The organism is Mesohalobacter halotolerans (assembly GCF_006120725.1).
GTDB classification, from domain to species: domain Bacteria; phylum Bacteroidota; class Bacteroidia; order Flavobacteriales; family Flavobacteriaceae; genus Psychroflexus; species Psychroflexus halotolerans.
The window spans coordinates 156,949-180,616 of the sequence record NZ_SWMU01000002.1 but is presented as its reverse complement, the minus strand read 5'-3'; the positions used below and the strand labels follow the sequence as shown (position 1 = coordinate 180,616).

Below are 23,668 nucleotides of genomic sequence, written 5' to 3'. Positions count from 1 at the left end.
AAATTTAGGCATTCGAATTATGAACTTCATCCTCTTTCAGACTCACAAAATATACGTCACTCAATTCCGGCTCGATAACATTAAAACCATCAGCTGGTTTCATATCACTTCGTACTCTTATGTTCAAGGAATGGTCTTGATTATAATTTCTTGAAATGACATTAAATTCATTGACGTGATATTCTAATGCATCCTTATCAATAACTTTATTCCATATTTTGCCTTTTAAATTCTCAATAGCATCTGTTGGTTTGTGGTGATTTAAAAGCTTTCCACCATTCAAAATGGCCATATCGGTACAAAGTTCTTTTACATCGTCGACAATATGGGTTGAAAGTATCACAATATGATTGGTGCCAATATCACGCAAGACATTCAAAAAACGATGCCTCTCAGCTGGGTCAAGTCCTGCGGTTGGTTCATCAACTATAATAAGGTGTGGATCATTGAGTAAAAGCTGAGCGATACCAAATCGCTGTTTCATACCACCAGAATAACCAGCTACAGATTTTTTTCTAACATCACTGAGGTTAGTGATTTCTAATGCAAAGTCCACAATTTTTTGACGATCTTTTTTGCTTTCAACACCTTTAAGCTGAGCAAAATAATGTAAAAGTTTTTCTGCAGATAATTTTGGGTATACTCCAAATTCTTGAGGCAAATAGCCCAAAACTTTTCTCAAGGCCATTTTGTCTTCTCGAATATTAATATCCCCAAGAGTCAATTCACCTTGATCGGGTTCTTGAAGCGTAGCAATGGTTCGCATTAGGGTAGATTTGCCAGCGCCGTTTGGGCCTAATAGACCAAACATTCCTGGTTCGATTTCAATACTGACATCGTCTAAAGCTTTGACCCCATTGGAATAGGTTTTAGATACACGAGAAAGTCTTAATGTTTGCATGAGAGTTTTATTTAATTTATGAGTATCTTTTTTTTAAAATTGTTACAAATCATGTCATTAAAAACTTTAATTCTTCACGATAGACCGAAGGTGTTTTTCCAAAAAAGGCCTTAAATAGTTTATTGAAATGAGACAAATTATTAAATCCACTATCGTAACAAACTTCTGAAATGCTAATTTGTTTTTCATGTAAGAGTTTAGCGGCATGGGCAATACGATATTCATTTACAAACTCTGTAAAAGTTTTGCGTGTCATTTTTTTAAAATACCGACAAAATGCCGGAACGGTCATACTAGCTACATCTGCTATCTCTTCAAGACTTATACTTTTGGTGTAATGTTCCTTGACATAATTAAAAATCAAATTGATTTTTTCACTTTCTTTGGTAGAGGTTTCTAAAGTAAATTCTTGAACATTAAGAATGGTATAATCTTTGGCTTCATCCATCGCTTTGAAAACATTGAGCATGGCAACAATACGCTCAAAGTAATTCATATCGTTCATCTCCTCAATCATTTTTCCGATATTACGCTTAGATTCGCCATGAAATACTAAACCACGCTTTGCCCGTTCCAGCAATCCAGACATAAAAGACATTTCTGCAATATCAAAAAAAGCCTGATGAAGCAAATCAGGAGACATCTGCAAGACGGTTTCTCGTTTGTTGTTGGTCAATTTCTCGGTCAACCCACAATGAGGTAAATTGGAACCGATAAATATTAAATCTCCATTCCTGTAATAAGAGACATGGCTTCCTATCTGACGACGACCTGAGCCACCGTTGACGTAAACAATTTCTAGCTCTGGATGATAATGCCAGAAAGGTTTGACGTTTTCGACATGTTTTGAAAATCGCTTGTAAACAATAGAACTCCCAAAAGGAGGTTCAATTTTTTCAAATTCTGGTTTGACTAGACTCATGATATTTTAACTCTAATTTGTGCTAAATTAATTAAATAACTACAATATGGTATAATTTAATGATATTTTAATTTTAAATATATGTTAAAACAGTATTTATGTTAATATAGCATCATTAATGGTTATTTTTGACCAAACTTAAAGTGAACTTCAGTGGTATGTTTGTACTATAATTATAAAAAAATGAAAATTATGAAAACTATGAAATTAATGATTACAGTAATAGCTGTTTTACTTTCTGCACAAGTTAGCACAGCCTCTGACATCAAAATCAGAACAAATGAAAATGCAGAGATCGTCATTGAAGCCAGTGAACTAACTGGTGAGGAACACATCAGAATTTTTGACGAAGAAGGTACATTACTTTTTTACGAAGTAATCAACGAACGTACATACTTAAAAACTTTTGCGCTATCTACTTTACCTAATGGAAAGTATTTTGTGAAATATGAAAACGAAAGCAAAATTAATACTGCGGTTATTGTCAAAAATGGAGATCACGCAGAAGTGACTTCAGATTTCAATCGCATAAGTTTTAAGCCAATGATTAGACAAGATCATAACTTTTTGAACGTCGGGATAACAAATCCTCAACTCGAGAATGTTAGAATTAGTATTAAAGACGAAAATGGTTATGAATTGACCGAAATTAAAAATCTCAATGATTTAGTAGTTAAAAAAACATTCGATACAAGAAAATTACCAAAAGGTAAATATAGTGTACAAGTAAATGTTGGCAAGCAATCATTTACCAAAATGCTTGCAATTCGATAGTCATTGTGTTAGGTTTAGTTTTGAAAAAGACTGCTCTCGTTAGAGTAGTCTTTTTTTTATGTGTAAGGGTCAACATCGACATTTAAACGGACGCTTTTAAATTTTGAAACAGCTTTATAACGCTCTATGCCTTTTATGAGGTAAGATTTGGTCTTTGTTATAGATTGTTCAGGAGGTATTTTGACAATAATGTGTTTAATGTATTTGTTTCGTATTCTGGCTATACCGGGAAATTCTGGACCTAATATATTTTTGCTAAAAATTTGTTTGAGGTAAATTCCCATCCAGTCTGCGGCTTCATTCAAACGATTGTAATCTTTAGACTTAAAAACCAACTTTATTATTCTGTAGTAAGGTGGATAATGAAAGTGCAATCGCTGTGCCATTTCTTGCTCATATAGGTTGGTATAATTTTCTGTAATGACATCTTGAATAACACGATGTTGAGGCTGAAATGTTTGTATTAACACTTCACCTTGTGTTTTGGTACGACCTGCTCTTCCAGCAACTTGCGTTAATAGCTGATAACTTTTTTCAAATGCTCTGAAGTTTGGAAAGTTAAACAAGCCGTCTGCATGCATGACTGCAACCAAATCAACATTTCTAAAGTCCAATCCTTTAGTCAACATTTGGGTGCCAATAAGGATATCAATTTCGAGATTCTCAAATCCGGCGATGAGATTTTCAAAATCGTATTTTCCTCGAGTGGTATCCAAATCTATTCGTTTGACATTCGCTTTTGGGAATAAATCCTTGGCTTCGTGTTCTATTTGCTCTGTGCCAAATCCCATTGAACTAAGATCTTGACTTCCACAGGACAAACACTTATTTTGAACCGCCATTCTGTACCCACAATAATGGCATCTTAAAGTGTTATTGGTCTTATGAAGCGTTAAACTGACATCACAATGTGGGCACTGCGGTGAATGTCCACAGGTTAGACATTCTATAATCGGAGAATAGCCTCTGCGGTTTTGAAAAACTATGATTTGCTTCCCTTTACTCAGCGTTTCAGTGATGCGCTCGACCAATGTATCCGAAAAATGACCTTTCATTTTTTTTCGTTTATACTTGTCTTTTAAGTCAATGGTCTTTATGACAGGTGGTTTAACGTCACCAAAACGTTTATTAAGTTCTACATATTTAAATTTTCCCTCCTTAACATTGTAAAAACTTTCTAAACTCGGAGTCGCCGAACCCATCAACACTTTTGCGCGATGAATCGAAGCTAGAACTACAGCCGTGTCTCGCGCATGATATCTTGGTGAAGGATCATATTGTTTATAACTGTTTTCATGAGATTCATCAACAATAACCAATTTTAAGTTTTTAAAAGGGAGAAATATAGATGAGCGTGTTCCAACAATGATTTGTCCAGAATCAGCGTTTAATACATGTCTATAAATCTCTACGCGTTCATTGGCCGAATATTTACTGTGATAGACAAACACCTTATCAGCAAATTGGCTTTTTATCCGTTGAATGAGTTGAGTAGTAAGTGCAATTTCAGGAAGTAAATACAAAATTTGCTGTTGCTTTTCAAGGTACTCTTTAATTAGCTTGAGATATATTTCTGTTTTTCCTGATGAAGTGACCCCTTTAAACAGCACGACATCATCCGAGTTAAAATGCGATTTTATAGTTTCAAAAACTTCGCGTTGAGGTGTTGATAGAGAAAAGTGGTTTGCTGTTGTAATTTTGCTGTTTTTGATTCGATCTTGCTGTATACTAAATTCTTCAAAAACACCTTTATCAATAAGAGAATTTAAAACTGAATCACTTGCATCGATTTGTGATTTAAAGTTTTGCTTTGATAAGGGTTTGGTTGACTTCCCCATTAATTTAAAGTAATGTAATACGACCTCTTTCTGTTTATGAGCTCGCCCAAGATTATTGAGTAAAGTTTTTAGGTTTTCAGTCGTTTCATAGGTTTTATTTATCCTAATATAAGTCTTCAGTTTAGGCTTATACTTTCGTCTAATGTGGCGGTCTATACTTATCAAATCCCTACTTATAAGCTTATTTGCCACCTTGAGACCAGAAGTTTTTCCCAGTATTTTTTGCGCATCACTCATTTTGATTTGAGTGTGCTTTTCAACAGCTTCTAGGAGTAGGTATTCATCGTCAGATAAATTTTGTTTTTTATAACTTATCTTATCGTTAAGTTGAAGTAAAGTTTCGCTTTGAATAAGTAAAGCGTTTGGCAAGCAGGCCTTTAAGATAAGCCCAAAAGATGACAAGTAATATTTTTTAACCCACTTAAACAATTTGAGTTGGTTAATGCTGAGAATTGGGTAGTGGTCTAAAACTTCTTTAACAGGTTTAGCCTCATAATGCAAAGGTTGGTTTTGGTGAATATTGACTACAACGGCTGTGTAGAGTTTTTTTTTACCTAAAGGTACAGCAACTCTGGATCCAATCTGACACTGATGACGCATTTCCTCACTTAGACTGTAAGTGAGTAAATTCTCAATATTTAAAGGTAAAATGACATCAGCATAATAGCTCATATTAGACTTTGAAATATAGCATTGTTATTTTAAAATCAATTTTTTAACAGCAGATTGGTTCTGTGATTTTATCCTGACAAAATATATACCTGAACTCAAATCACTTAAGTTAAAGCTAAAATTATTAGAAGAATTTTCATGGGCGAAGGATCTTAAAGCTCTTCCATTAAGATCAATTATATCAATTTTTACGTCATCACTAATATTTTGATTAAAATTTACCACTACTCGACCAGAGCTTGGGTTTGGATAAATACTGAACTCTATTGATGCCATGTCGCTAACTGATAGAGTTTCTTCATAACACAATTCAATTCCAAAACTATCAATGCTTCCGCCATCTCCCGGAAACATGTCATTTACTGTTAAAATCCAATCCCCATTGAGGTTTTCTCCTACAAAAGTTGATAATTTTTCATCTGGTTTTATAAGTCCTAATAATGCCGGTGGGTTAAATCCATTACAACTTTGGGCTAAGCCTTTATCATCAAAAGTTACATCAACATCGTCCAAATTATCACAAGGTTGATCTAAGAGTGTAATTGTAGTACCTGCCGGACTCGTTAATGTCACTTCTAAATCAGCTAACCAGGTATGAGTCAGTTCAAAATTAACATTAATATCTTCAATGAAATTAGTTTGAGATACTCCGGATATGTTAATTACAGATTGTACGAGATTAGGTCCTGAACTGACGATATTTACCGGTGTATCATTTGAAAATGTAATTGGTAAACACTCTAGGGGTTTTGTAGTAAAGGAATCCACTGTAAAGCTGCCCATCACACAATTACTGATAGGTCTAACCCGCCAATAGTATTGTTGATCGGACTCCAATTCAGGGGTGATGACTTGCGTATCTTCAGTGATTTGGCTAAAAAATAATGAATCAAAATTTGATGATGTTGACAATTCTACCTCATAATCAGAAGCTTCTGGAATTCCGTCCCAATTTAAGACTGGAGACAATGAGCTTAATTGAGTACTATTTGGATTATTAATTGACAATTGAGGTAAAGCTGATGCAGGCTTAATGTTTAGATTAAAATCAAAGCTAAAACTTTCACTGCCTGATGTTGCCGTAACGGTAAAAGGATAATCTCCGGGTGATACAGTTGATAAGTTATCTATATTTAATGTTGATGTCCCTTGGGAATTTATATTTGAAGGGGAAAAGGCTTCTGATAAATTTGCAGGCAAACCACTTGCACTTAAGTTGATATTTCCATTAAAAGAATCGATAGAATTAATTTCTAAGTCGAATGTAGCAATTTCATCGGCACAAAATGAGCGATTGGGTATATCAGTTTGAAGTGCAAAATTAGATTCTGCAATTCCACTTATCACTATACTGTAATCTTGAGCAAGGTTTTGTAATGTCCCTTTATGCGTAATTTGTATCGTGTACTGTCCGCTAGCGTTATCAACCTCAACTTTTTCAACATTATCAACACTGTTATCAGATTTTGTAGCAGGGGAATTGGGTAATAATGCGGTAAGTTTCCACGGTTTAAATTCAGTAAACCCATCGGGTGCAATTACTCGAATATCTAAATCGTTGACTAAACGAGGTGTAGAATCGTCTGCGCTACTGGTATCTTGTATAGGTCCAGCCGGGTCTGACCAAGCTATTGTAGCCACTAATGGGGTGTTTGGATCTACAGCATCTACTGTAAAAGAATAGGTGGCGCCATTATTTAATGTATTTTCTTCAATTATAGAAGTAAAATTTTTATTTGTCAAAAGATCAGCTGCAGCAGCGGTATCCATAAGACCCCAACCAAATTTATAGTCTGGTCCGGAGTTATCTCCGGCTTCTCTAGCTGTATGAATCACCAAAGCTCTCATCGAAGCGGCATTTAAAAAGCCATTGTACATGTTGTTGTGATGTTGATGTAATAAACCAATACTTCCACTTACGCTTGGTGCAGCCATAGACGTCCCTGAAAAATTGGCATAACCAGTATCTGAGTTGGCAATAGAAGAAAATGTATTGGTTCCTTTGGCTGAGATATCAGGCTTAATCCGACCATCATCAGTTGGTCCCCAGCTACTGCTATTAGACATCACAACACTTGAGGCATCTTGATAATTATTGACTTCTAAAACATTGGCAACACATAAGATATTTTTAGCTAAATTTTTTCCGGAAATCAAATCAAACCCATTTTTACTGTCATTAAACGGTCCACCTTGTGAAGGTAGTACATTTCTGCTATTGCCAGCTGCAAAAACGGGAAGATAGTACGGAGCATTATAAACTAACTGGTCTACATTGGCTGATACCGACAAATATGCCCCAAATAAAGCATCTGGAATGGCTGCAGGATTTATGCCGTATGAGTGATTGGATACTAACATCCCATTGGAAGCCTCTGAAGTCATTTCTGCGGTGTCATTTCCAAAATCATAGGCTGAAAGATCAGCTGCAAAGGCCATTCCCTTTGCATTGGGATTTACTCCTGAAGCTATCATAGTTCCGGCAACGTGTGTTGCATGACTACTTAATCCGTTTGGATTATCGAGTTGAGTGACTCTATCGACTAATTCTTGATGCGTCGATCTTACTATACCACCATCCCATATTCCTAGATTTATGTCTTGGCCATCTAGTGCTAATCCGGATGAACCGTTAGGATGAACCAAATTTGTATTGATGGTTTGAGCAGAACCGGCATTGTAAGTTTGAATATAAATCAAAGTTCCATCCTCTAAAACTTTCTCTAAAATGGAAACCCCGCCATTGTCTAATGTTTTTATAAGCTCAATATCGTGTTCTAAAGCATAAGCAATGGCTTCTCTTTTGTCTTTCTTATATTGTTTTGAATATTCTCCTGCAATCTCATTTAAAACTCTCAAGTCATAATTTGAAGTAATCTCTAATCTTTCTTGAAAAGTTTGAGCATTAATAAAGTGGTAACTTAATGTAAATATGAAAACGCCAATTAATAATTGTTTATAAGTCATACCAATCGTTAATAAATCTGAACTAAATCTAAGTAAATTAGCAATATTTAAAATATATTTGTTCTTTAAAACAGTAAAAATATGAATTTCATCGTTTCCAGCTCCTATATGTTTCAAAAACTTCAGGTTTTAGGAGGTATTATTAACAATTCAAATACTCTAGCCATACTGGACAATTTTTTATTTGAGTTAGATCATAATAAACTTAAGGTTTCAGCTTCTGATTTAGAAACTACAATTTCTTCTACTCTGGAAGTAGAGTCTGAATCTAAAGTTGAGTTTGCTATACCGGCAAAAATATTACTAGACACGTTAAAAACATTTCCTGAACAGCCTTTAACCTTTAAAGTTAAAGACAATAACACTGTAGAAATAAGTTATCAAGGCGGTAAGTCAGAAGTTGCTTCAGTTTCTGCAGAAGACTTTCCTAACGCTGTTGAGGTAGAAGATGCTGCTACCACCAAAATCATGGCAGCTACACTGGCAACAGCTATAAGCAATACTATATTTGCAACGGGCAATGATAGTTTAAGACCGGTAATGAATGGTGTATTTTTTCAGTTTTTAGAAAACGATGCACGTTTTGTAGGAACAGATGCTCATAAACTTGTAAAATATACGAGAGAGGACATCAAAAGTGATCAACAGGCTGAGTTTATCATGCCAAAAAAACCGCTCAACCTCCTCAAAAATATTTTAATTGGTAGCGAAGATGATATCGTCATTGAATACAATGAAACGAATGCTAAATTTTCTTTTGAAGACTTCGAGTTAAACTGCAGATTAATCGATGGAAAATATCCCAATTATGAAGCAGTTATTCCGACTGAAAATCCAAACAAACTCATCATAGATCGTCAACAATTCTTAAATACTGTCAAGCGAATTTCTATTTTTGCCAATAAGACGACTCACCAGCTTAAGCTTAATTTGTCTGGTGCTCAACTCAAAATATCAGCTCAAGACGTAGATTATTCCAGTTCTGGCGAAGAGCGTCTAGACTGTCAGTATAACGGTGATGATATGGAAATTGGGTTTAACTCACGGTTTTTAATTGAGATGCTAAGCAATTTAACATCAAAAGACGTTCAACTCGCTATGAGTATGCCTAACAGGGCAGGTATTCTTACACCGGTTGATGGGTTGGAAGACGGCGAAAAGGTTACAATGCTTGTAATGCCAGTCATGTTAGGCAATTAATCTATCTTCTTTTAACTTCGTTAATTTTTATTGAATACCAGCAATAAATATCTACAGGCTTGCAGGTTAGTTTATCTTTGCAACTATGTTTAGAAAATTTGCAAAAATTTCACTGATTACCATTTATCTTGTCATCATCGCAGGTGCTGTTGTAAGAATGACTGGGAGCGGTATGGGATGTCCTGATTGGCCAAAATGTTTTGGTTATCTTATCCCACCAACGGAACGCCAAGAACTTGAATGGAAACCTGAACATGACTATTTTAAAGGTCAAGTTATTATTGTTGATAAAAGCTTAAAAGTTGCCAATCAGGCATTTACTTCAAATAAAGTGTTTAATGAAAGCCAATGGAGTAATTATGAAAAACACGATTATGCTACTTTTAATGTTTGGCATACTTGGATAGAATATATCAACCGTCTTTTAGGGGCATTATCTGGGATTTTTGTTTTACTCATGTTTGTGAGCTCATTTTTGCATCGAAAATCAAAACCTAGGCTTATATTTTGGTCTTTTATCACCTTAATTTTATTGTTGTTTCAAGCTTGGCTTGGTGCGACGGTAGTGTATTCAAATTTATTACCAGCTAGAATTACCATACATATGGTTGTGGCATTGATCCTTGTAGCCTTACTTCTTTATATCGTTAAAATTTCCAAATCCGACAATGAAAATGAGCAAGTCGTAATTTCAAAAGGATTTAAATATCTGGTTGGGTTGAGCTTAATTTTATCTTTGGTTCAAATTGGGTTAGGAACTCAGGTACGCCAGTTTGTGGATGAAGTGATTAAATCAATAGGGTATGACCAAAAGCAACTTTGGTTAGAACAGCCAAACGTCAAATTCTACGTTCACCGTTCTTTTTCGATTTTGGTTTTGGTGACAAACGCTATAATTTGGTACATCAACAGGAAGTTTGGCTATCAACTGGACCAATTGACCAATGGATTATTAGCTGTAATCGGTATTGAAATATTAACCGGTACTGTTATGTATTATTTTGATTTTCCATTCCTTACTCAACCACTACATTTAATCATAGCTGCCTTGATGTTTAGTTTACAATTTTATATATTCGTCAATATCACAACTCGATCTAAGAAAATACAGTCCGTATGATATATAAATTCAGAGTCACTCTAGATGTCCTTGATGACGTATTTAGAGATGTTGCCATAAGAAAAACCGATACTTTTGAAGATTTGCATTTTGCAATCCTACAAGCCTTTGGCTTTGAAGGGCAAGAAATTGCTTCCTTTTACAAGTCAGATGAACAATGGAACCAAGGTGAAGAAATTGCACTTGAAGATATGAGTGATGGGCAGTCTAAATTGAAAATGATGAGTGAAACTCATCTAGAAGATATTTTATCTGAAAAACAAACCAAACTCATCTATGTGTATGATTTTTTAAACATGTGGACATTTTATGTTGAGTTGGCTGATATTACAGAACCAGAATCTAGCCGAAACTATCCTGACTTGCTCTTTGCACAAGGACAATTGCCTGAAAATCCGCCTGAAAAAAAGTTTGAAGCTGATTTATTTGACCAGTTTAGTGATGAATTTAGCGAAGAATTGGATAATGACGGTTTAGATTTAGATGATTTTGAAGATCTAGATTTTGATGAGCGGATGAATTAATTTGCCACTTCACTTATAAATTTGATTCGGTAAAGTCTCAACTCTTCATCTTCATAGTCCCCGTCAAACTCTTCCAGGGCTTCATCTATGCTATCTGCTTTTGCTTCAAGAAAGTATTCGTGAATATCCTCTTGTTGGTCTTCGTCTAGTATCTCATCCACCCAATACGAGATATTAAGTTTTGTACCACTGTAAACAATAGCTTCCATTTCCTTAATCAGCTCTTCCATCTCCATCCCTTTAGAGCTCGCAATGTCGTCTAAGGGCAATTTCCTGTCGACATTTTGAATAATATACAACTTATTAGCACTATTAGCTCCAGTAGATTTTACAACTAAATCGTCCGGTCTTACTATATCATTATCTTCGACATATCGGTTGATAAGGTCGATAAATTTTTTCCCAAACTTTCTAGCTTTACTTTCTCCCACACCATGTATGTAGCTCATCTCATCCATATTTACGGGATATTTTAAAGCCATGTCTTCTAAAGATGGATCTTGAAAAATCACAAATGGCGGAACTTCCTTTTGTCTGGCAACTTTTTTTCTTAAATCTTTAAGCATTTTGAGCAATTTTGGGTCACTCGCTCCAGTTTTGCTGATGTTGGCTGTCGATTTTTCATCGGAGTAATCGTGATCTTCAGCCATCATAAAAGACTCTGGTTGTTTTAAGAAGGCTTCGCCTTTATCTGTTAATTTAATAACACCGTATGATTCTATTTCTTTGTGCAAGTAGTCATTTACCAAAACTTGTCTGATTAAAGCTTTCCAAAATTCTTTAGTTTTTGATTTGCCTTGACCAAAAATATCAGATTGGTCCGTTTTATGGGATTTAATAATAGCGTTTGGAACGCCCACCAAAATATTGACCAGCTCTTTCATTTTATAAAGCTGTTCAGTTTGCTTAACGGTTTTTATTAATAACGCAACATCGTCTTTGGCTTCAACTGTTTTTTTAGGATACCTTACATTATCATCCATGTCGCCACCTTCTCCTGTTTCGTTGTCAAATTCTTCGCCAAAATAATGTAGGATAAATTTTCGTCGCGAGACAGGAGATTCTGCAAAGGCTACAACATCTTGTAGTAATGCATATCCTATTTCTTGCTCTGCTAAAGGTTTATTACTCATAAATTTCTCCAGCTTTTCAATGTCTTTGTAACTATAGTAAGCCAAGCAGTGACCTTCTCCACCATCACGACCAGCGCGCCCAGTTTCTTGATAATAACTTTCTATACTTTTTGGAATATCGTTGTGGATGACAAAACGTACATCAGGTTTATCTATTCCCATACCGAATGCAATGGTCGCCACAACAACATCAATTTCTTCCATCAAAAACATATCCTGGTGTTTAGAACGAGTTTTGGCATCTAAACCAGCGTGATATGGAACAGCCTTTACACCATTGACCTGTAAGGTTTGAGCAAGCTGCGACACTCTTTTTCGACTAAGACAGTATATTATCCCACTTTTTCCTTCATTTTGCTTTACAAATTTTATAATGTCACTATCAACATTAGCTGTTTTATGTCTTATCTCATAATATAGGTTTGGTCGGTTAAACGAAGCTTTAAAGACATTAGCATTTGGCATTCTCAAATTTTTAAGGATGTCCTCTTGTACTTTTGGTGTAGCAGTGGCTGTTAAACCTATTATAGCAATATCGTCACCAATGCGGTTGAGTATTTTTTTTATGTTTCGGTATTCCGGCCTGAAGTCATGACCCCATTCTGAAATACAATGTGCCTCATCTATTGCTAAAAAGGAAATATTTTGTGTTTTTAAAAAGTCGACATATTCGTCTTTGGTAAGTGACTCCGGGGCAACGTATAATAATTTAGTATGGCCGTCAGAAATATCCTGTTTGACCTGCCTAATTTGTGTTTTATTCAAAGAGGAATTCAACACGTGAGCAACACTGTAGTTGTCAGAGAGATTTCTCAGCGTATCAACTTGATTTTTCATCAGAGCAATCAAAGGAGAAATGACGATAGCTGTTCCTTCAGATATTAACGCCGGAAGCTGGTAACATAATGATTTACCACCGCCTGTTGGCATAATGACAAATGTGTTTTGATTGTTTAGGATGCTTTTGATGACATCTTCTTGAAGACCTTTAAATTCTGAAAAGCCAAATATTTTTTTAAGATGCTGTTGTAGTTCGATTGACTTCAATTTATTTTTGTTTTACGTACATTTGCAAACCTAAATATAAGCAATATTTTAAAGTCTGCAAGTCAATTAAAAATTTATGAACCATTCACAAATCAAAAAATTCGCAAAGGATAGCATACAAATGCAGGCAGAAGCCGTAAATCATTTAAACCAATATATTAATGAAGATTTTGAGGCGGTTGTAAAGTTGATTTTAAAATCTAAAGGCCGTGTAGTGATTACTGGTATTGGCAAAAGTGCCATCATTGCACAAAAAATTGTAGCTACCATGAATTCTACAGGTACGCCAGCTGTTTTTATGCATGCCGCAGACGCTATACACGGTGATTTAGGCACAATACTTAAAGATGATATTGTTATTTGTATTTCTAAAAGCGGCAACACGCCAGAAATCAAAGTTTTAGTGCCTTTAATTAAAAATTTTGAAAACAAATTAATAGCATTGACGGGAAACCAGAAATCTTATTTAGCAGAACACTCAGACTTTACCTTGCTCACTCCTGTAAAAAAAGAAGCTTGCCCCAACAACCTCGCACCTACGACAAGTACTACAGCTCAATTGGTTATGGGTGATGCCCTTGCAGTTACTTTACTTAAAATGAAGGGGTTTTCTAAAAAAGATTTTGCAAAATACCATCCCGGAGGTGCTTTAGGTAAAGCTTTATACCTTAGAGTTAGTGATATTACAAAGCAGAATTTAAAACCTCAAGTTCATCCAGAAAATTTAATGAAAGAAGTCATTATCGAAATTTCTAAAAATATGCTTGGCGTAACCCCTGTCATAGAAAATGAAAAAATTATCGGTATTATAACTGATGGGGATTTAAGGCGAATGCTGACAAGTCATGATGATATTAAAGGTTTGAAAGCTAAAGATATCATGACAGAGCATCCTAAAACCATTAACAATAAAGCTATGGCTGTAGATGCTCTTGAGATACTTGAAAACAATAGTATCACTCAAATTATTGCTGAAGAAGATGGCAAATATAAGGGCATCGTTCATTTGCATAATTTAATTAGAGAAGGCATTATTTAATGGCAAAAACAGTACACAAAAATGAAATGTCTTTTTTAGACCATCTTGAAGACTTGAGATGGCATATTATCAGAGCATTAATTGCTGTTGTGGTTTGTGCTATAATCGCTTTTATGTTTAAAGGTTTTATTTTTGATGTCATTTTATTAGGGCCTAAACACTCTACATTTCCTACCTACGAAATCTTGTGTAATTTATCTAAAGTCTTAGGTTTAGATCAAAGTTTTTGTTTTGAAGAATTGCCCTTTAGAATTCAAAGCCGAAAAGTTGCAGCTCAATTTAGCGCTCATATGTGGACATCAGTTACTGCAGGTTTTATAGTTGCATTTCCGTATATTATATACCAAGTGTGGTGTTTTGTTTCACCCGGCTTATATTCTGGGGAAAAGCGCAGTGCTAAGTGGTTCATTTTCATCACCTCCTTTTTATTCTTTTTAGGCGTATTATTTGGGTATTACATTATATCACCGTTATCCATTAGATTTTTGGGAAGTTATCAAGTCAGTTCAGAAGTTTTTAACGACTTTGATTTAGAAAGTTATATCGGTTTGGTCAAAACTTCAGCTTTAGCCTCGGGAGTAATGTTTGAATTGCCAGTAATCATTTACTTTCTGGCCAAATGGGGTTTGGTTACCCCAGAATTTTTAAAAGTGAATAGAAAATACGCTTTAGTATTGATTTTAATCCTTTCAGCAATCATTACACCGCCTGATATTGCCAGCCAATTTATTGTCTCAATTCCTGTGGTGGTATTGTATGAAATTAGTATAATGATTACCAAAATTATATATAAAAAACAACGTAAAACACAATTAAAATGATAGATAAAGTTGACGAATTTGAAGCCTATAGGGCTAAAATGAATGATAAACTCATAAAAGAAAATAACAAAGTCATCAAACGTATTTTTAATTTAGATACCAATTCTTTTGCTGAAGGAAGCCTAGATAAAAAAACAAAAGAATTGTTGGGCTTAGTGGCTTCATTGGTTTTGAGGTGTGATGACTGCGTCAAATATCATTTAGAGTCTTCTTATAAGTCAGGTTGGTCAAGAAGCCAAGTTATGGAAGCTTTAAGTATTGGCACTCTTGTTGGTGGTACTATTGTTATACCTCATTTAAGAAGAGCGCATGAGTTTTGGGAAGCCATCGAAGAAAAATATAATAACTAAAATATGAAAGCAATCATCAAACCTATAATTCGGCTAGCTATATATGCTGTCCTTTTCTATTTGTGTACCATTCCAATTGAAGCTGATTTTTTAATTGGTCAAGCCAACGAGTCGAATGCTATAGAACTTGCACAACAAAGCATCTTACTGATTACCATTATTTTAGGATTTATATCTTTAGCTTATACGGCACAGTACAAAACCTTTATGGCAGTGATGAGTTTGTTTATAGGCTTACACCTCATTAGAGAATTAGATGCCTGGTTCGATACTCATATCTTTAATATAGGTTGGTTTCCATACGTTGTCGTATTAGCTATTGTCATGTTTTACATTTTAATTAAAAATTTAAAATCATTTTCTAATCAAATTAAATCTCTAAGTCATACTGCGGGATTTGGAATTTTTCTTATTTCCCTAGCCAACTTACACGTATTTACCCGTATTTATGGCAAACCCTCTAATTGGGATAATATTATGGGGCAGAATTATCTTTACAGTGTCGAGCGCGCCTCTGAAGAAAGTGTAGAGTTAATAGCTTATATGATGATCTTAATTGCTGTTATTGAATTATTTATATTTGTCAAGAGAGATAAAATCTTAAATTAATGTCAGAAGTCAACCAAATTAAACTCAGAGCAGAAAAACTCGTTAAAAGCTATGGTGGTAAACGTGTAGTAAAAGAAGTATCTTTAGAAGTCAATCAAGGGGAAATTGTAGGATTACTTGGACCCAATGGTGCTGGAAAGACAACAACATTTTATATGATTGTTGGTATTATAAAACCTAACAAAGGACAAATATTTTTAGAAGGTCAAAACATCACAAAATTTCCGATGTACAAAAGAGCTCAAAATGGCATCGGCTATTTAGCACAAGAAGCTTCTGTATTTAGAAAACTAAGTGTGGAAGACAACATTAAAAGCGTACTGGAGTTAACAAGTCTTAACAAAAAACAACGCACTGAAAAAACCGAACAGCTTTTGGAGGAATTTGGCTTGACTCATATTAGAAAAAATCGCGGTGATTTACTCTCTGGTGGTGAAAGACGTCGAACCGAAATAGCACGAGCTCTTGCCACAGATCCAAAATTCATATTACTCGACGAACCCTTTGCCGGTGTTGACCCTGTTGCTGTAGAGGATATTCAAAAGATTGTCGCCCAACTGAAACATCGTAATATAGGAATTTTAATCACAGACCATAATGTTCAAGAAACCCTAGCCATTACCGATAGAACGTATTTGATGTTTCAAGGTGGTATTTTAAAACACGGTATCCCAACTGAACTGGCAGAAGATGAAATGGTCAGAAAAGTATACTTAGGTCAAAATTTTGAATTGAGAAAGAAAAAGTTATTTGATTAAGTTTTGTGTTTTTTCTTTTCTGCTGCAGGAAATAAGATATTATTTAAAATCAATCGGTATCCAGGTGAGTTAGGATGCAGTTCTAATTCTGTTTTAGGATCGCCTACACGATGCTGATAATCTTCAGGATCGTGACCTCCGTAAAATGTGAAAAAACCTTTGCCCTTTATGCCGTGAATATATTTAGCTTCGCCATTTAATTTTGTTTCACCTAATACTAAAACATTAGACTTTACATGAGACGCATCAAATGAAGTGGTCTGTCCCATAAACCCTTTTACGATAGCCGTATGGTTTTGACAAAGCATGGTTGGAATGGGATCCCATTTGGCTGAAAAATCCATAAGCGTAAAATAATCTTTTTCTTTAGGAACACGACGTTTACGCGTCATATCTATACTAGAAAATTCATACACAAGTGGACTTTTTTCGAGGATAAAATCTTCAAAGGCAAAAGTTTTATTGAAATCAATTTTGTTTTGGTAACCCGGTTCACTCGGGTCACCATCAAACATAGATTCACAAATATCTACGCCTTCAGCTGATAGGGCAATATCAAAACTATCTGTTGCACTGCACATGGCAAACATGAAACCGCCACCTATGACGTAATCTCTTATTTTTTTAGCTACAGCTAATTTTTCTTGTGAAACTTTATCATAACCTAAAGAATTTGCTAAATCTTCAGCTTCTTTTTTTTCTTGAATATACCATGGTGCAGCACGATAAGCTCTATAAAATTTGCCGTATTGTCCGGTAAAATCTTCGTGATGAAGATGCAACCAATCATACAGCAATAACTCATCGTTTAAAACAGACTTATCGTAAACGGTTTCATAAGGAATTTCAGCATAGGTTAATACTAAAGTCACAGCGTCATCCCAAGGTTTTTTTCCACTTGGTGTGTAAACAGCAATTTTTGGCGCCTTTTCAAGAAGAACAGATTCTTGGTTTTGACTTGGGCTGTCGATATTTGACAATATGGTTTCTGCTTCAGCGTTACTGATAATCTCATAAGTCACACCGCGAATTGTACACTCTTGTCTTAAAAGTTCAGAATCCGGAATCATGAATGCACCGCCACGATAGTTAAGTAGCCATTGAACTTTTTGTCCATTGCTTAGCACCCAATAGGTGATACCATAGGCTTTAAGATGGTCATTTTGAGAATCAACATCCATAGGAATAACAACAAATGAAGCTTTTACACTAAAGCTCATCAAAATGAATATCGAGATTAATCCTATTTTTTGCAGCGTCATAAATCCAATTATATAACAAAAATAAAGGAATAATAAACCTTGCGTCTTAATATATTAATAAAAGTTAGATTATAATTTAAGATTTAATACGGCATATCATTGTCTGGAGAAGAATCGTCAAAACCCGAAGTTGGTGGAAAATTAGGCAAATCATCGTCATTTATCTTAGAGTTAACTTCTGTAATGGTTTCCATATTGATGTTCTCAAATCGACCAAATTGACCGATAAATTTGAGCTTAATATTATCTAAGCCACCGTTTCTGTGCTTGGCCACTATAAATTCAGCTTCATTTTTGGTTGGTGTAGCAGCTTCATCATCCCATTCATCAATGCCATAATATTCCGGTCGGTAGATAAATGAAACTATATCGGCATCTTGCTCAATAGCACCGGATTCTCTCAAATCACTCAGCAAAGGTCTTTTAGTACCTCCACGGGTTTCTACCGCACGAGACAGCTGTGATAGGGCAATAACCGGAATATTTAATTCTTTGGCTAAAGCTTTTAAGTTTCTAGAAATGGTAGAAATCTCCTGTTCACGATTGCCTGATTTATTACTTGCACCACTGGTCATTAATTGAAGGTAATCCACAACAATGAGCTGGATACCATGTTGAGATGATAATCGTCTAGCTTTAGCTCGTAAATCAAAAATGGAAAGTGATGGTGTATCATCAATATAAAGTGGGGCTTTTTCTAATGCCTTTACTTTTACATTGAGTTGCTCCCATTCGTATTTTTCAAGTTTTCCGGTTCTTAATTTTTCGGAAGACAACTGGGTTTCAGACGAAATTAAACGTGTAATTAATTGAACAGCAGACATTTCCAACGAGAAAAAAGCAACAGGAATGTCACGTTCTACTGTGATGTTTCTGGCCATAGAGAGTGTCAGTGCTGTTTTACCCATACCGGGTCGAGCTGCCACAATAATCAAGTCACTGGGTTGCCAGCCTGAAGTCAATTCATCGAGTTCGTCAAAGCCGGATGGAATTCCACTCAAGCCTTTTTGGTTTGCAATTTCTTCAATACGCTTTTTGGCTTGAATTACCAAACTTTGTGCAGTTTCAGAGGATTTGTTGATATTACCTTGAGTCACTTCATAGAGTTTAGATTCGGCGTTATCCAGCAAATCAAAGACATCGGTAGATTCGTCGTAGGCCTCCTCTATAATTTCACTAGAAATCTGAATTAAACTGCGTTGAATAAACTTCTGAAGAACAATACGAGAATGGTACTCAATATGTGCTGAGGAAGAGACTTTTTGAGTTAATTGAATGAGATAAAAATCGCCTCCGATGGATTCGAGTTTTTTTTCTTTTTTTAAATGACTGGAAACTGTTAATAAGTCTATAGGTTGACCTTCTTCAAACAGGGTTTTAATCGCTGAAAAAATGTGTTGATGGCTTTCTTTGTAAAATGCTTCAGGTTTTAAAATATCGATGACTTCATCTACACCTTTTTTGTCAATCAACATAGCACCTAACACAACCTCTTCTAAATCAACAGCTTGAGGCGGTATTTTGCCTTTTTGCAAACTGATAACATTTCCTTTTTTTGTATTTTTATTGCTAAACGACTTTTGATTTTCCATACAGCGAATGTAAACAAATTGTTAAGACAAATCCACATTGGAACAAATTCCCTCATCAACATATCATTAACAAAAAGCTGTTGATAAGTAGTATCAATGTGTTGATAACTTGATTAATTAAAAATAAAAAAACTTAAATAATTGGGTGTGAAGATTTAAAGATTAGCGTTCTTTTAATTCACCCATGCCGACATACTTTTCAATACGTTTTTCGACTAATTCTTCTGGTGATAAGTTTTTAAGTTCTTCAAAAGTTTCCAGAATTGCTTTGCTGACGATTTTATAGGTTTTGTCCTTGTCACTATGTGCACCACCAATGGGTTCGTTGACAATTTTATCAATCAATTTTAAGGACTTCATGTCGTCTGCTGTTAACTTTAGTGCTTCAGCTGCCGTCTCTTTGTGTTCCCAGCTTCGCCATAAGATAGACGAGCAGGATTCAGGTGAAATTACCGAATACCAGGTGTTTTCCAGCATAAGTACGCGATCTCCGACACCGATTCCCAATGCTCCACCACTGGCTCCTTCACCAATAATCACAACAATAATGGGAACTTCAAGTTGAGTCATCTCATAAATATTGCGCGCAATAGCCTCACCTTGACCACGTTCTTCGGCTTCTAGACCAGGAAATGCTCCTGGAGTATCAACAAAACAGACAACAGGAATATTAAATTTCTCTGCTTTTTTCATCAAGCGCAGTGCTTTTCTGTACCCTTCGGGATTGGCCATGCCAAAATTTCGGTATTGTCTGGTTTTGGTATTAAAGCCTTTTTGCTGACCAATAAACATAAAACTTTGGTCTTTTATTTTACCTAGACCGCCAATCATCGCTTTATCATCGCCAAAATTGCGATCTCCATGTAATTCTAAAAATGAGTCTTTACATATATTATTGATATAATCTAAAGTATATGGACGATTAGGATGCCTAGAAAGTTGAACCCTTTGCCAGGCATTGAGGTTTTTATAAATGTCCTTTTTCGTTTCTCTGAGTTTCTTTTCTATTTGTTTGCAAGTATCTGAAACATCAACTTCACTTTCTTCTCCTATTACACAAGCTTGCTCGTATTTTTCTTGGAGTTCTTTTATAGGAAGTTCAAATTCTAAGTATTCCATGTTTGTTTTTTTAAAGTTTTATAGCTTTAGTTTGTTTACCCATTTTATTGGAAACATTTAGCGGTATAATAGAGGTTTTAGTCTTAATAAAATCATTTTCACTATCATAACTTCTTAATATGTCGTAGGGTGGTTTGACATCCCTTAGAAGTGTACCATTTCTTCGAAAAAGTTCGTCGTCTTTATTTTTCTGAAGCTGTTTTGCTATCAAATCTGTAAGGTTTTGAAGTAAATTGATAGCTGTCGAGTATGTTGGAGCAGCTTTTAAAAGCGCTTTAGCTCCTAAATTAACGGCTTCAGATTTTAATATATTTTCCATGATTTTTCCAAAATCTCTTACATCTTTATCGCTTTCCATAAATAAAATCGAATAAGCCAAGAACTGTCCGGGGTTATTTGGACCATATATCAAATGTCCTTGACCGTCAAAACTCACAGTTTCATTTTTTCTGACATTTGGAAATGGTAAAATATTAAAATCAATTGAAGTATCGTAAGCGCCTTGTTCGTCAATTGCCATCGAAACAATATAGGGTTCACTAAAGCGATCTAAAAAAAATTCAGATTTGCGCTTGAGCTTAAATGACTTGACGACAACTGCAATCTTATCTTTATGTGGATTAAATTTGTCCATTACTAAACGGGTTATCCAATAACAAATATAAAGACAAGTTTTGAAATTATAATGTACAAACCGGAAAAACTATCGCTTGGCTTTTTGTAAAAGGAATATTGCCAAAATTCCAAAAATAAAATTAGATAACCAAACTGCTATAAATGGTGAGAAATCTGATTTTTCGGCTACCGTTCCAAAGACTTTATCTAAAAATACATAAGAGAAAGCAATTACAATTCCTATGGCCAGGTTAATGCCCATTCCACCGCGCTTTTTAAACGAGGAAACAGCCACAGCTATAATGGTGAGAATAAAAGTCGAAACAGGAACGCTCCAGCGTTTATACAAATCGATCATATATAAATTGATGTAAGGCGATCCGCGTCGCTTTTCTTCTTCAATGAAATCGAGCAATTCAAAATAATTTTTACTCTCCGCAGCATAAATAGTTGGCGTCAGTTCGTCGAGTTCAAACGGTAAAATAGTATCGTGTGCAGACTTTTTTGTGATAATATCTTCGCGTTCTGTGATGGTTCTTTTAATGTAGGGTTTTAGTGTATAATTCAGCGAATCCGGATTAAACTTTATCTGGTTGGATGTGATTTTAAAGGTCATGCGTTCACCTTCAAAATGCTCAAGTGTAAAATTATAAGCGGTCTGATTTCTTGGACTATAGCTTGAAGCGTAAATGTATTCGTTATCATTGATTTGTCTATAAATATCTTTGGTATCCCTAACTGACTTGTTGTTTTTTAAATATTTGTAATAGAAAGAGTTATAATCTTCACTTGAATTTGGGTAAATATACATACTAAAACTCAACGCAATAAAAAAAACCACTGTAGCGCCAATAAAATAAGGTCTTAAAAACCGCATAAACGACACGCCGGAACTCAAAAACGCTATGATTTCAGAGTTATTTGCTAACTTGGACGTAAACCAAATGACCGATAAGAATAAGAGTATGGGAAAAAGAAGATTGGCAAAATGTATAACAAAATTGAAATAGAAGTATAAAATTTCGTCTAACGGGACTTTATTTTCCGTGAGGTTGTCGATTTTTTCAGACAGATTGATAATGATCCCAATAGGGACGAACATGATCAACATAATGAGAAAGCTGATCAAATAGCGTTTTAAGATGTACCAATCTAATATTTTCACTACAATCTGTTTTGCATTTGATTAACCATCATTGTTTTCCAACTCATAAAATCACCATCTTGTATATGTTGTGCTGCTTGCCTTACTAATTTCAAATAAAAGCCTAAATTATGAATACTACAAATTTGTTTAGCGAGTAATTCGTTGACCGTAAACAAATGTCGAACATAAGCCCGACTGTAATCATGATCTACCCAGGTGGTACCGTCGCTATCCAAAGGACTAAAATCGGTTTTCCACTTTAAATTTTTGATGTTAATGCTGCCTTGACTTGTAAAAATCATGCCATTTCTAGCATTTCGTGTGGGCATGACACAATCAAACATATCAATACCTAAAGCAATGTTTTCCAGCAGGTCAATTGGTGTACCCACGCCCATGAGATAACGCGGTTTGTCTTTGGGTAAAACATCTGTGACAACATCGGTCATTTCGTACATTTCGTCGTTGGGTTCACCCACCGAAAGACCACCAATGGCATTACCCGGCAAATCCTTATCAGCAATATATTGTGCAGATTCTTTACGCAAATCTTTATAGGTACTACCTTGTACAATAGGAAATAGGTGTTGCTGGTGACCATACAAATCGTCGGTTGCGTTAAACCGTGTAATGCACCTTTCTAACCACCGGTGGGTCATGTGCATCGAACGTTTGGCGTAGTTGTAATCACACGGATAAGGCGTACATTCGTCAAAAGCCATCATAATGTCAGCACCAATCAAGCGCTGAGTATCCATCACATTTTCAGGTGAGAACCAATGCATAGAGCCATCAATATGAGATTTGAATTTGACACCATCTTCTGAAATTTTTCGGCGTTCAGACAATGAATAGACTTGATAACCACCGCTATCGGTCAAGATGTTCTTAGACCAATTCATAAACTGATGAAGTCCACCAGCCTTTTGCAGAATATCAGTCTCAGGCCTAAGATATAGATGATAAGTATTACCTAAGATAATGTCCGCCTTAATATCATTCAACAACTCTCTTTGATGGACAGATTTTACCGTTGCAATAGTTCCAACCGGCATAAAAATCGGGGTTTTAATTTCCCCATGGTCGGTTGTGATTACCCCTGTACGTGCTTTTGAATTGTCATCCGTTGAATGAATGTTGAATGTCATGAAGAAAGTTTAAATCGCGACAAATATACTGATATCCATGGCATTTTAAAGAATTTTACCATTTCATTAAACCTAAAAAAGAATATTGATAAGTTCGTTAATAACTGCCC

Annotated in this window: 20 protein-coding genes; 9 read left to right on the top strand and 11 right to left on the bottom strand. The window is 35.2% G+C overall.

The window, feature by feature from the left end:
* Positions 1–4: 4 nt before the first annotated feature.
* Together FCN74_RS05370 and FCN74_RS05365 are read right to left on the bottom strand one after the other, a co-directional pair.
* The gene (locus tag FCN74_RS05370; RefSeq protein WP_138931577.1) at positions 5–901 is read right to left on the bottom strand and encodes an ABC transporter ATP-binding protein; all 897 of its coding nucleotides are present in this window, start codon (positions 899–901) and stop codon (positions 5–7) included.
* 49 nt (positions 902–950) lie between these two features.
* Positions 951–1,823: an AraC family transcriptional regulator gene (locus FCN74_RS05365; protein ID WP_138931576.1), complete on the bottom strand. Its 873-nt coding sequence runs from the start codon at positions 1,821–1,823 to the stop codon at positions 951–953.
* A gap of 192 nt (positions 1,824–2,015) precedes the next feature.
* On the opposite strand from FCN74_RS05365, the gene FCN74_RS05360 reads away from it, so the two are divergent.
* Entirely contained in the window at positions 2,016–2,597 is a 582-nt protein-coding gene (locus tag FCN74_RS05360) for a hypothetical protein (protein WP_138931575.1), read from the top strand.
* 56 nt (positions 2,598–2,653) lie between these two features.
* Here FCN74_RS05360 and priA read toward each other — a convergent pair whose 3' ends face one another.
* Both priA and FCN74_RS05350 read right to left on the bottom strand, forming a co-directional pair.
* A complete protein-coding gene (gene priA / locus FCN74_RS05355; RefSeq protein ID WP_138931574.1) occupies positions 2,654–5,107 on the bottom strand; it encodes a replication restart helicase PriA in 2,454 nt (817 codons plus the stop codon).
* 24 nt (positions 5,108–5,131) lie between these two features.
* Positions 5,132–8,191 (bottom strand): S8 family serine peptidase, encoded by a 3,060-nt coding sequence (locus FCN74_RS05350; RefSeq protein WP_138931573.1) that lies wholly within the window; start codon positions 8,189–8,191, stop codon positions 5,132–5,134.
* Here FCN74_RS05350 and dnaN point away from each other — a divergent pair.
* The 3 genes from dnaN to FCN74_RS05335 all read left to right on the top strand — a co-directional run bounded on the left by dnaN (position 8,156) and on the right by FCN74_RS05335 (position 10,918).
* A complete protein-coding gene (gene dnaN, locus FCN74_RS05345) occupies positions 8,156–9,274 on the top strand; it encodes a DNA polymerase III subunit beta (RefSeq protein WP_138931572.1) in 1,119 nt (372 codons plus the stop codon). The two genes, FCN74_RS05350 and dnaN, sit on opposite strands and share 36 nt — an antisense overlap.
* Positions 9,275–9,359: 85 nt before the next feature.
* Entirely contained in the window at positions 9,360–10,394 is a 1,035-nt protein-coding gene (locus FCN74_RS05340; RefSeq protein WP_138931571.1) for a COX15/CtaA family protein, read from the top strand.
* Positions 10,391–10,918 (top strand): IS1096 element passenger TnpR family protein, encoded by a 528-nt coding sequence (locus FCN74_RS05335; RefSeq protein ID WP_138931570.1) that lies wholly within the window; start codon positions 10,391–10,393, stop codon positions 10,916–10,918. Before FCN74_RS05340 ends, FCN74_RS05335 begins: the two co-directional genes overlap by 4 nt.
* On the opposite strand, the gene recQ is transcribed toward FCN74_RS05335, so the two are convergent.
* Positions 10,915–13,098, bottom strand: a complete 2,184-nt coding sequence (gene recQ / locus FCN74_RS05330) for a DNA helicase RecQ (RefSeq protein ID WP_138931569.1) — start codon at positions 13,096–13,098, stop codon at positions 10,915–10,917. The two genes, FCN74_RS05335 and recQ, sit on opposite strands and share 4 nt — an antisense overlap.
* Positions 13,099–13,174: 76 nt before the next feature.
* On the opposite strand from recQ, the gene FCN74_RS05325 reads away from it, so the two are divergent.
* Genes FCN74_RS05325 through lptB form a run of 5 tightly spaced genes read left to right on the top strand, consistent with a single transcriptional unit; the run spans position 13,175 to position 16,675 of the window.
* The gene (locus FCN74_RS05325; protein ID WP_138931568.1) at positions 13,175–14,137 is read left to right on the top strand and encodes a KpsF/GutQ family sugar-phosphate isomerase; all 963 of its coding nucleotides are present in this window, start codon (positions 13,175–13,177) and stop codon (positions 14,135–14,137) included.
* On the top strand, positions 14,137–14,958 hold the full coding sequence (gene tatC / locus FCN74_RS05320; protein ID WP_138931567.1) for a twin-arginine translocase subunit TatC: 822 nt from the start codon (positions 14,137–14,139) through the stop codon (positions 14,956–14,958). The genes FCN74_RS05325 and tatC overlap by 1 nt, the downstream gene beginning before the upstream one ends.
* Positions 14,955–15,308, top strand: a complete 354-nt coding sequence (locus tag FCN74_RS05315; protein ID WP_138931566.1) for a carboxymuconolactone decarboxylase family protein — start codon at positions 14,955–14,957, stop codon at positions 15,306–15,308. The genes tatC and FCN74_RS05315 overlap by 4 nt, the downstream gene beginning before the upstream one ends.
* Positions 15,309–15,311: 3 nt before the next feature.
* On the top strand, positions 15,312–15,917 hold the full coding sequence (locus tag FCN74_RS05310; RefSeq protein ID WP_138931565.1) for a hypothetical protein: 606 nt from the start codon (positions 15,312–15,314) through the stop codon (positions 15,915–15,917).
* Positions 15,918–15,934: 17 nt separating this feature from the next.
* Complete coding sequence (lptB, locus tag FCN74_RS05305; RefSeq protein ID WP_138931928.1) at positions 15,935–16,675, top strand: LPS export ABC transporter ATP-binding protein; 741 nt, start codon at positions 15,935–15,937, stop codon at positions 16,673–16,675.
* Here the strand turns inward: lptB and FCN74_RS05300 are convergent.
* The 6 genes from FCN74_RS05300 to tgt all read right to left on the bottom strand — a co-directional run bounded on the left by FCN74_RS05300 (position 16,672) and on the right by tgt (position 23,558).
* Positions 16,672–17,895, bottom strand: a complete 1,224-nt coding sequence (locus FCN74_RS05300) for an asparagine synthetase B (protein WP_394348025.1) — start codon at positions 17,893–17,895, stop codon at positions 16,672–16,674. The two genes, lptB and FCN74_RS05300, sit on opposite strands and share 4 nt — an antisense overlap.
* Positions 17,896–18,020: 125 nt before the next feature.
* On the bottom strand, positions 18,021–19,529 hold the full coding sequence (gene dnaB / locus FCN74_RS05295; RefSeq protein WP_138931563.1) for a replicative DNA helicase: 1,509 nt from the start codon (positions 19,527–19,529) through the stop codon (positions 18,021–18,023).
* 162 nt (positions 19,530–19,691) lie between these two features.
* A complete protein-coding gene (locus FCN74_RS05290) occupies positions 19,692–20,648 on the bottom strand; it encodes an acetyl-CoA carboxylase carboxyltransferase subunit alpha (RefSeq protein ID WP_138931562.1) in 957 nt (318 codons plus the stop codon).
* A gap of 10 nt (positions 20,649–20,658) precedes the next feature.
* The gene (locus FCN74_RS05285) at positions 20,659–21,282 is read right to left on the bottom strand and encodes a hypothetical protein (protein ID WP_138931561.1); all 624 of its coding nucleotides are present in this window, start codon (positions 21,280–21,282) and stop codon (positions 20,659–20,661) included.
* 69 nt (positions 21,283–21,351) lie between these two features.
* Positions 21,352–22,428, bottom strand: coding sequence for an LptF/LptG family permease (locus FCN74_RS05280; RefSeq protein WP_138931560.1), 1,077 nt, complete (start codon positions 22,426–22,428; stop codon positions 21,352–21,354).
* Positions 22,428–23,558, bottom strand: coding sequence for a tRNA guanosine(34) transglycosylase Tgt (gene tgt / locus FCN74_RS05275; RefSeq protein WP_138931559.1), 1,131 nt, complete (start codon positions 23,556–23,558; stop codon positions 22,428–22,430). Before tgt ends, FCN74_RS05280 begins: the two co-directional genes overlap by 1 nt.
* Between the last annotated feature and the right edge of the window lie 110 nt (positions 23,559–23,668).

Coding starts and splice junctions, on each gene's coding strand:
- FCN74_RS05370 (WP_138931577.1), bottom strand. CDS start 901: ATGCAAACATTAAGACTTTCTCGTGTATCTAAAACCTATTCCAATGGG.
- FCN74_RS05365 (WP_138931576.1), bottom strand. CDS start 1,823: ATGAGTCTAGTCAAACCAGAATTTGAAAAAATTGAACCTCCTTTTGGG.
- FCN74_RS05360 (WP_138931575.1), top strand. CDS start 2,016: ATGAAAACTATGAAATTAATGATTACAGTAATAGCTGTTTTACTTTCT.
- priA (WP_138931574.1), bottom strand. CDS start 5,107: ATGAGCTATTATGCTGATGTCATTTTACCTTTAAATATTGAGAATTTA.
- dnaN (WP_138931572.1), top strand. CDS start 8,156: ATGAATTTCATCGTTTCCAGCTCCTATATGTTTCAAAAACTTCAGGTT.
- FCN74_RS05340 (WP_138931571.1), top strand. CDS start 9,360: ATGTTTAGAAAATTTGCAAAAATTTCACTGATTACCATTTATCTTGTC.
- FCN74_RS05335 (WP_138931570.1), top strand. CDS start 10,391: ATGATATATAAATTCAGAGTCACTCTAGATGTCCTTGATGACGTATTT.
- FCN74_RS05325 (WP_138931568.1), top strand. CDS start 13,175: ATGAACCATTCACAAATCAAAAAATTCGCAAAGGATAGCATACAAATG.
- tatC (WP_138931567.1), top strand. CDS start 14,137: ATGGCAAAAACAGTACACAAAAATGAAATGTCTTTTTTAGACCATCTT.
- FCN74_RS05315 (WP_138931566.1), top strand. CDS start 14,955: ATGATAGATAAAGTTGACGAATTTGAAGCCTATAGGGCTAAAATGAAT.
- FCN74_RS05310 (WP_138931565.1), top strand. CDS start 15,312: ATGAAAGCAATCATCAAACCTATAATTCGGCTAGCTATATATGCTGTC.
- FCN74_RS05300 (WP_394348025.1), bottom strand. CDS start 17,895: ATGAGCTTTAGTGTAAAAGCTTCATTTGTTGTTATTCCTATGGATGTT.
- dnaB (WP_138931563.1), bottom strand. CDS start 19,529: ATGGAAAATCAAAAGTCGTTTAGCAATAAAAATACAAAAAAAGGAAAT.
- FCN74_RS05290 (WP_138931562.1), bottom strand. CDS start 20,648: ATGGAATACTTAGAATTTGAACTTCCTATAAAAGAACTCCAAGAAAAA.
- FCN74_RS05285 (WP_138931561.1), bottom strand. CDS start 21,282: ATGGACAAATTTAATCCACATAAAGATAAGATTGCAGTTGTCGTCAAG.
- tgt (WP_138931559.1), bottom strand. CDS start 23,558: ATGACATTCAACATTCATTCAACGGATGACAATTCAAAAGCACGTACA.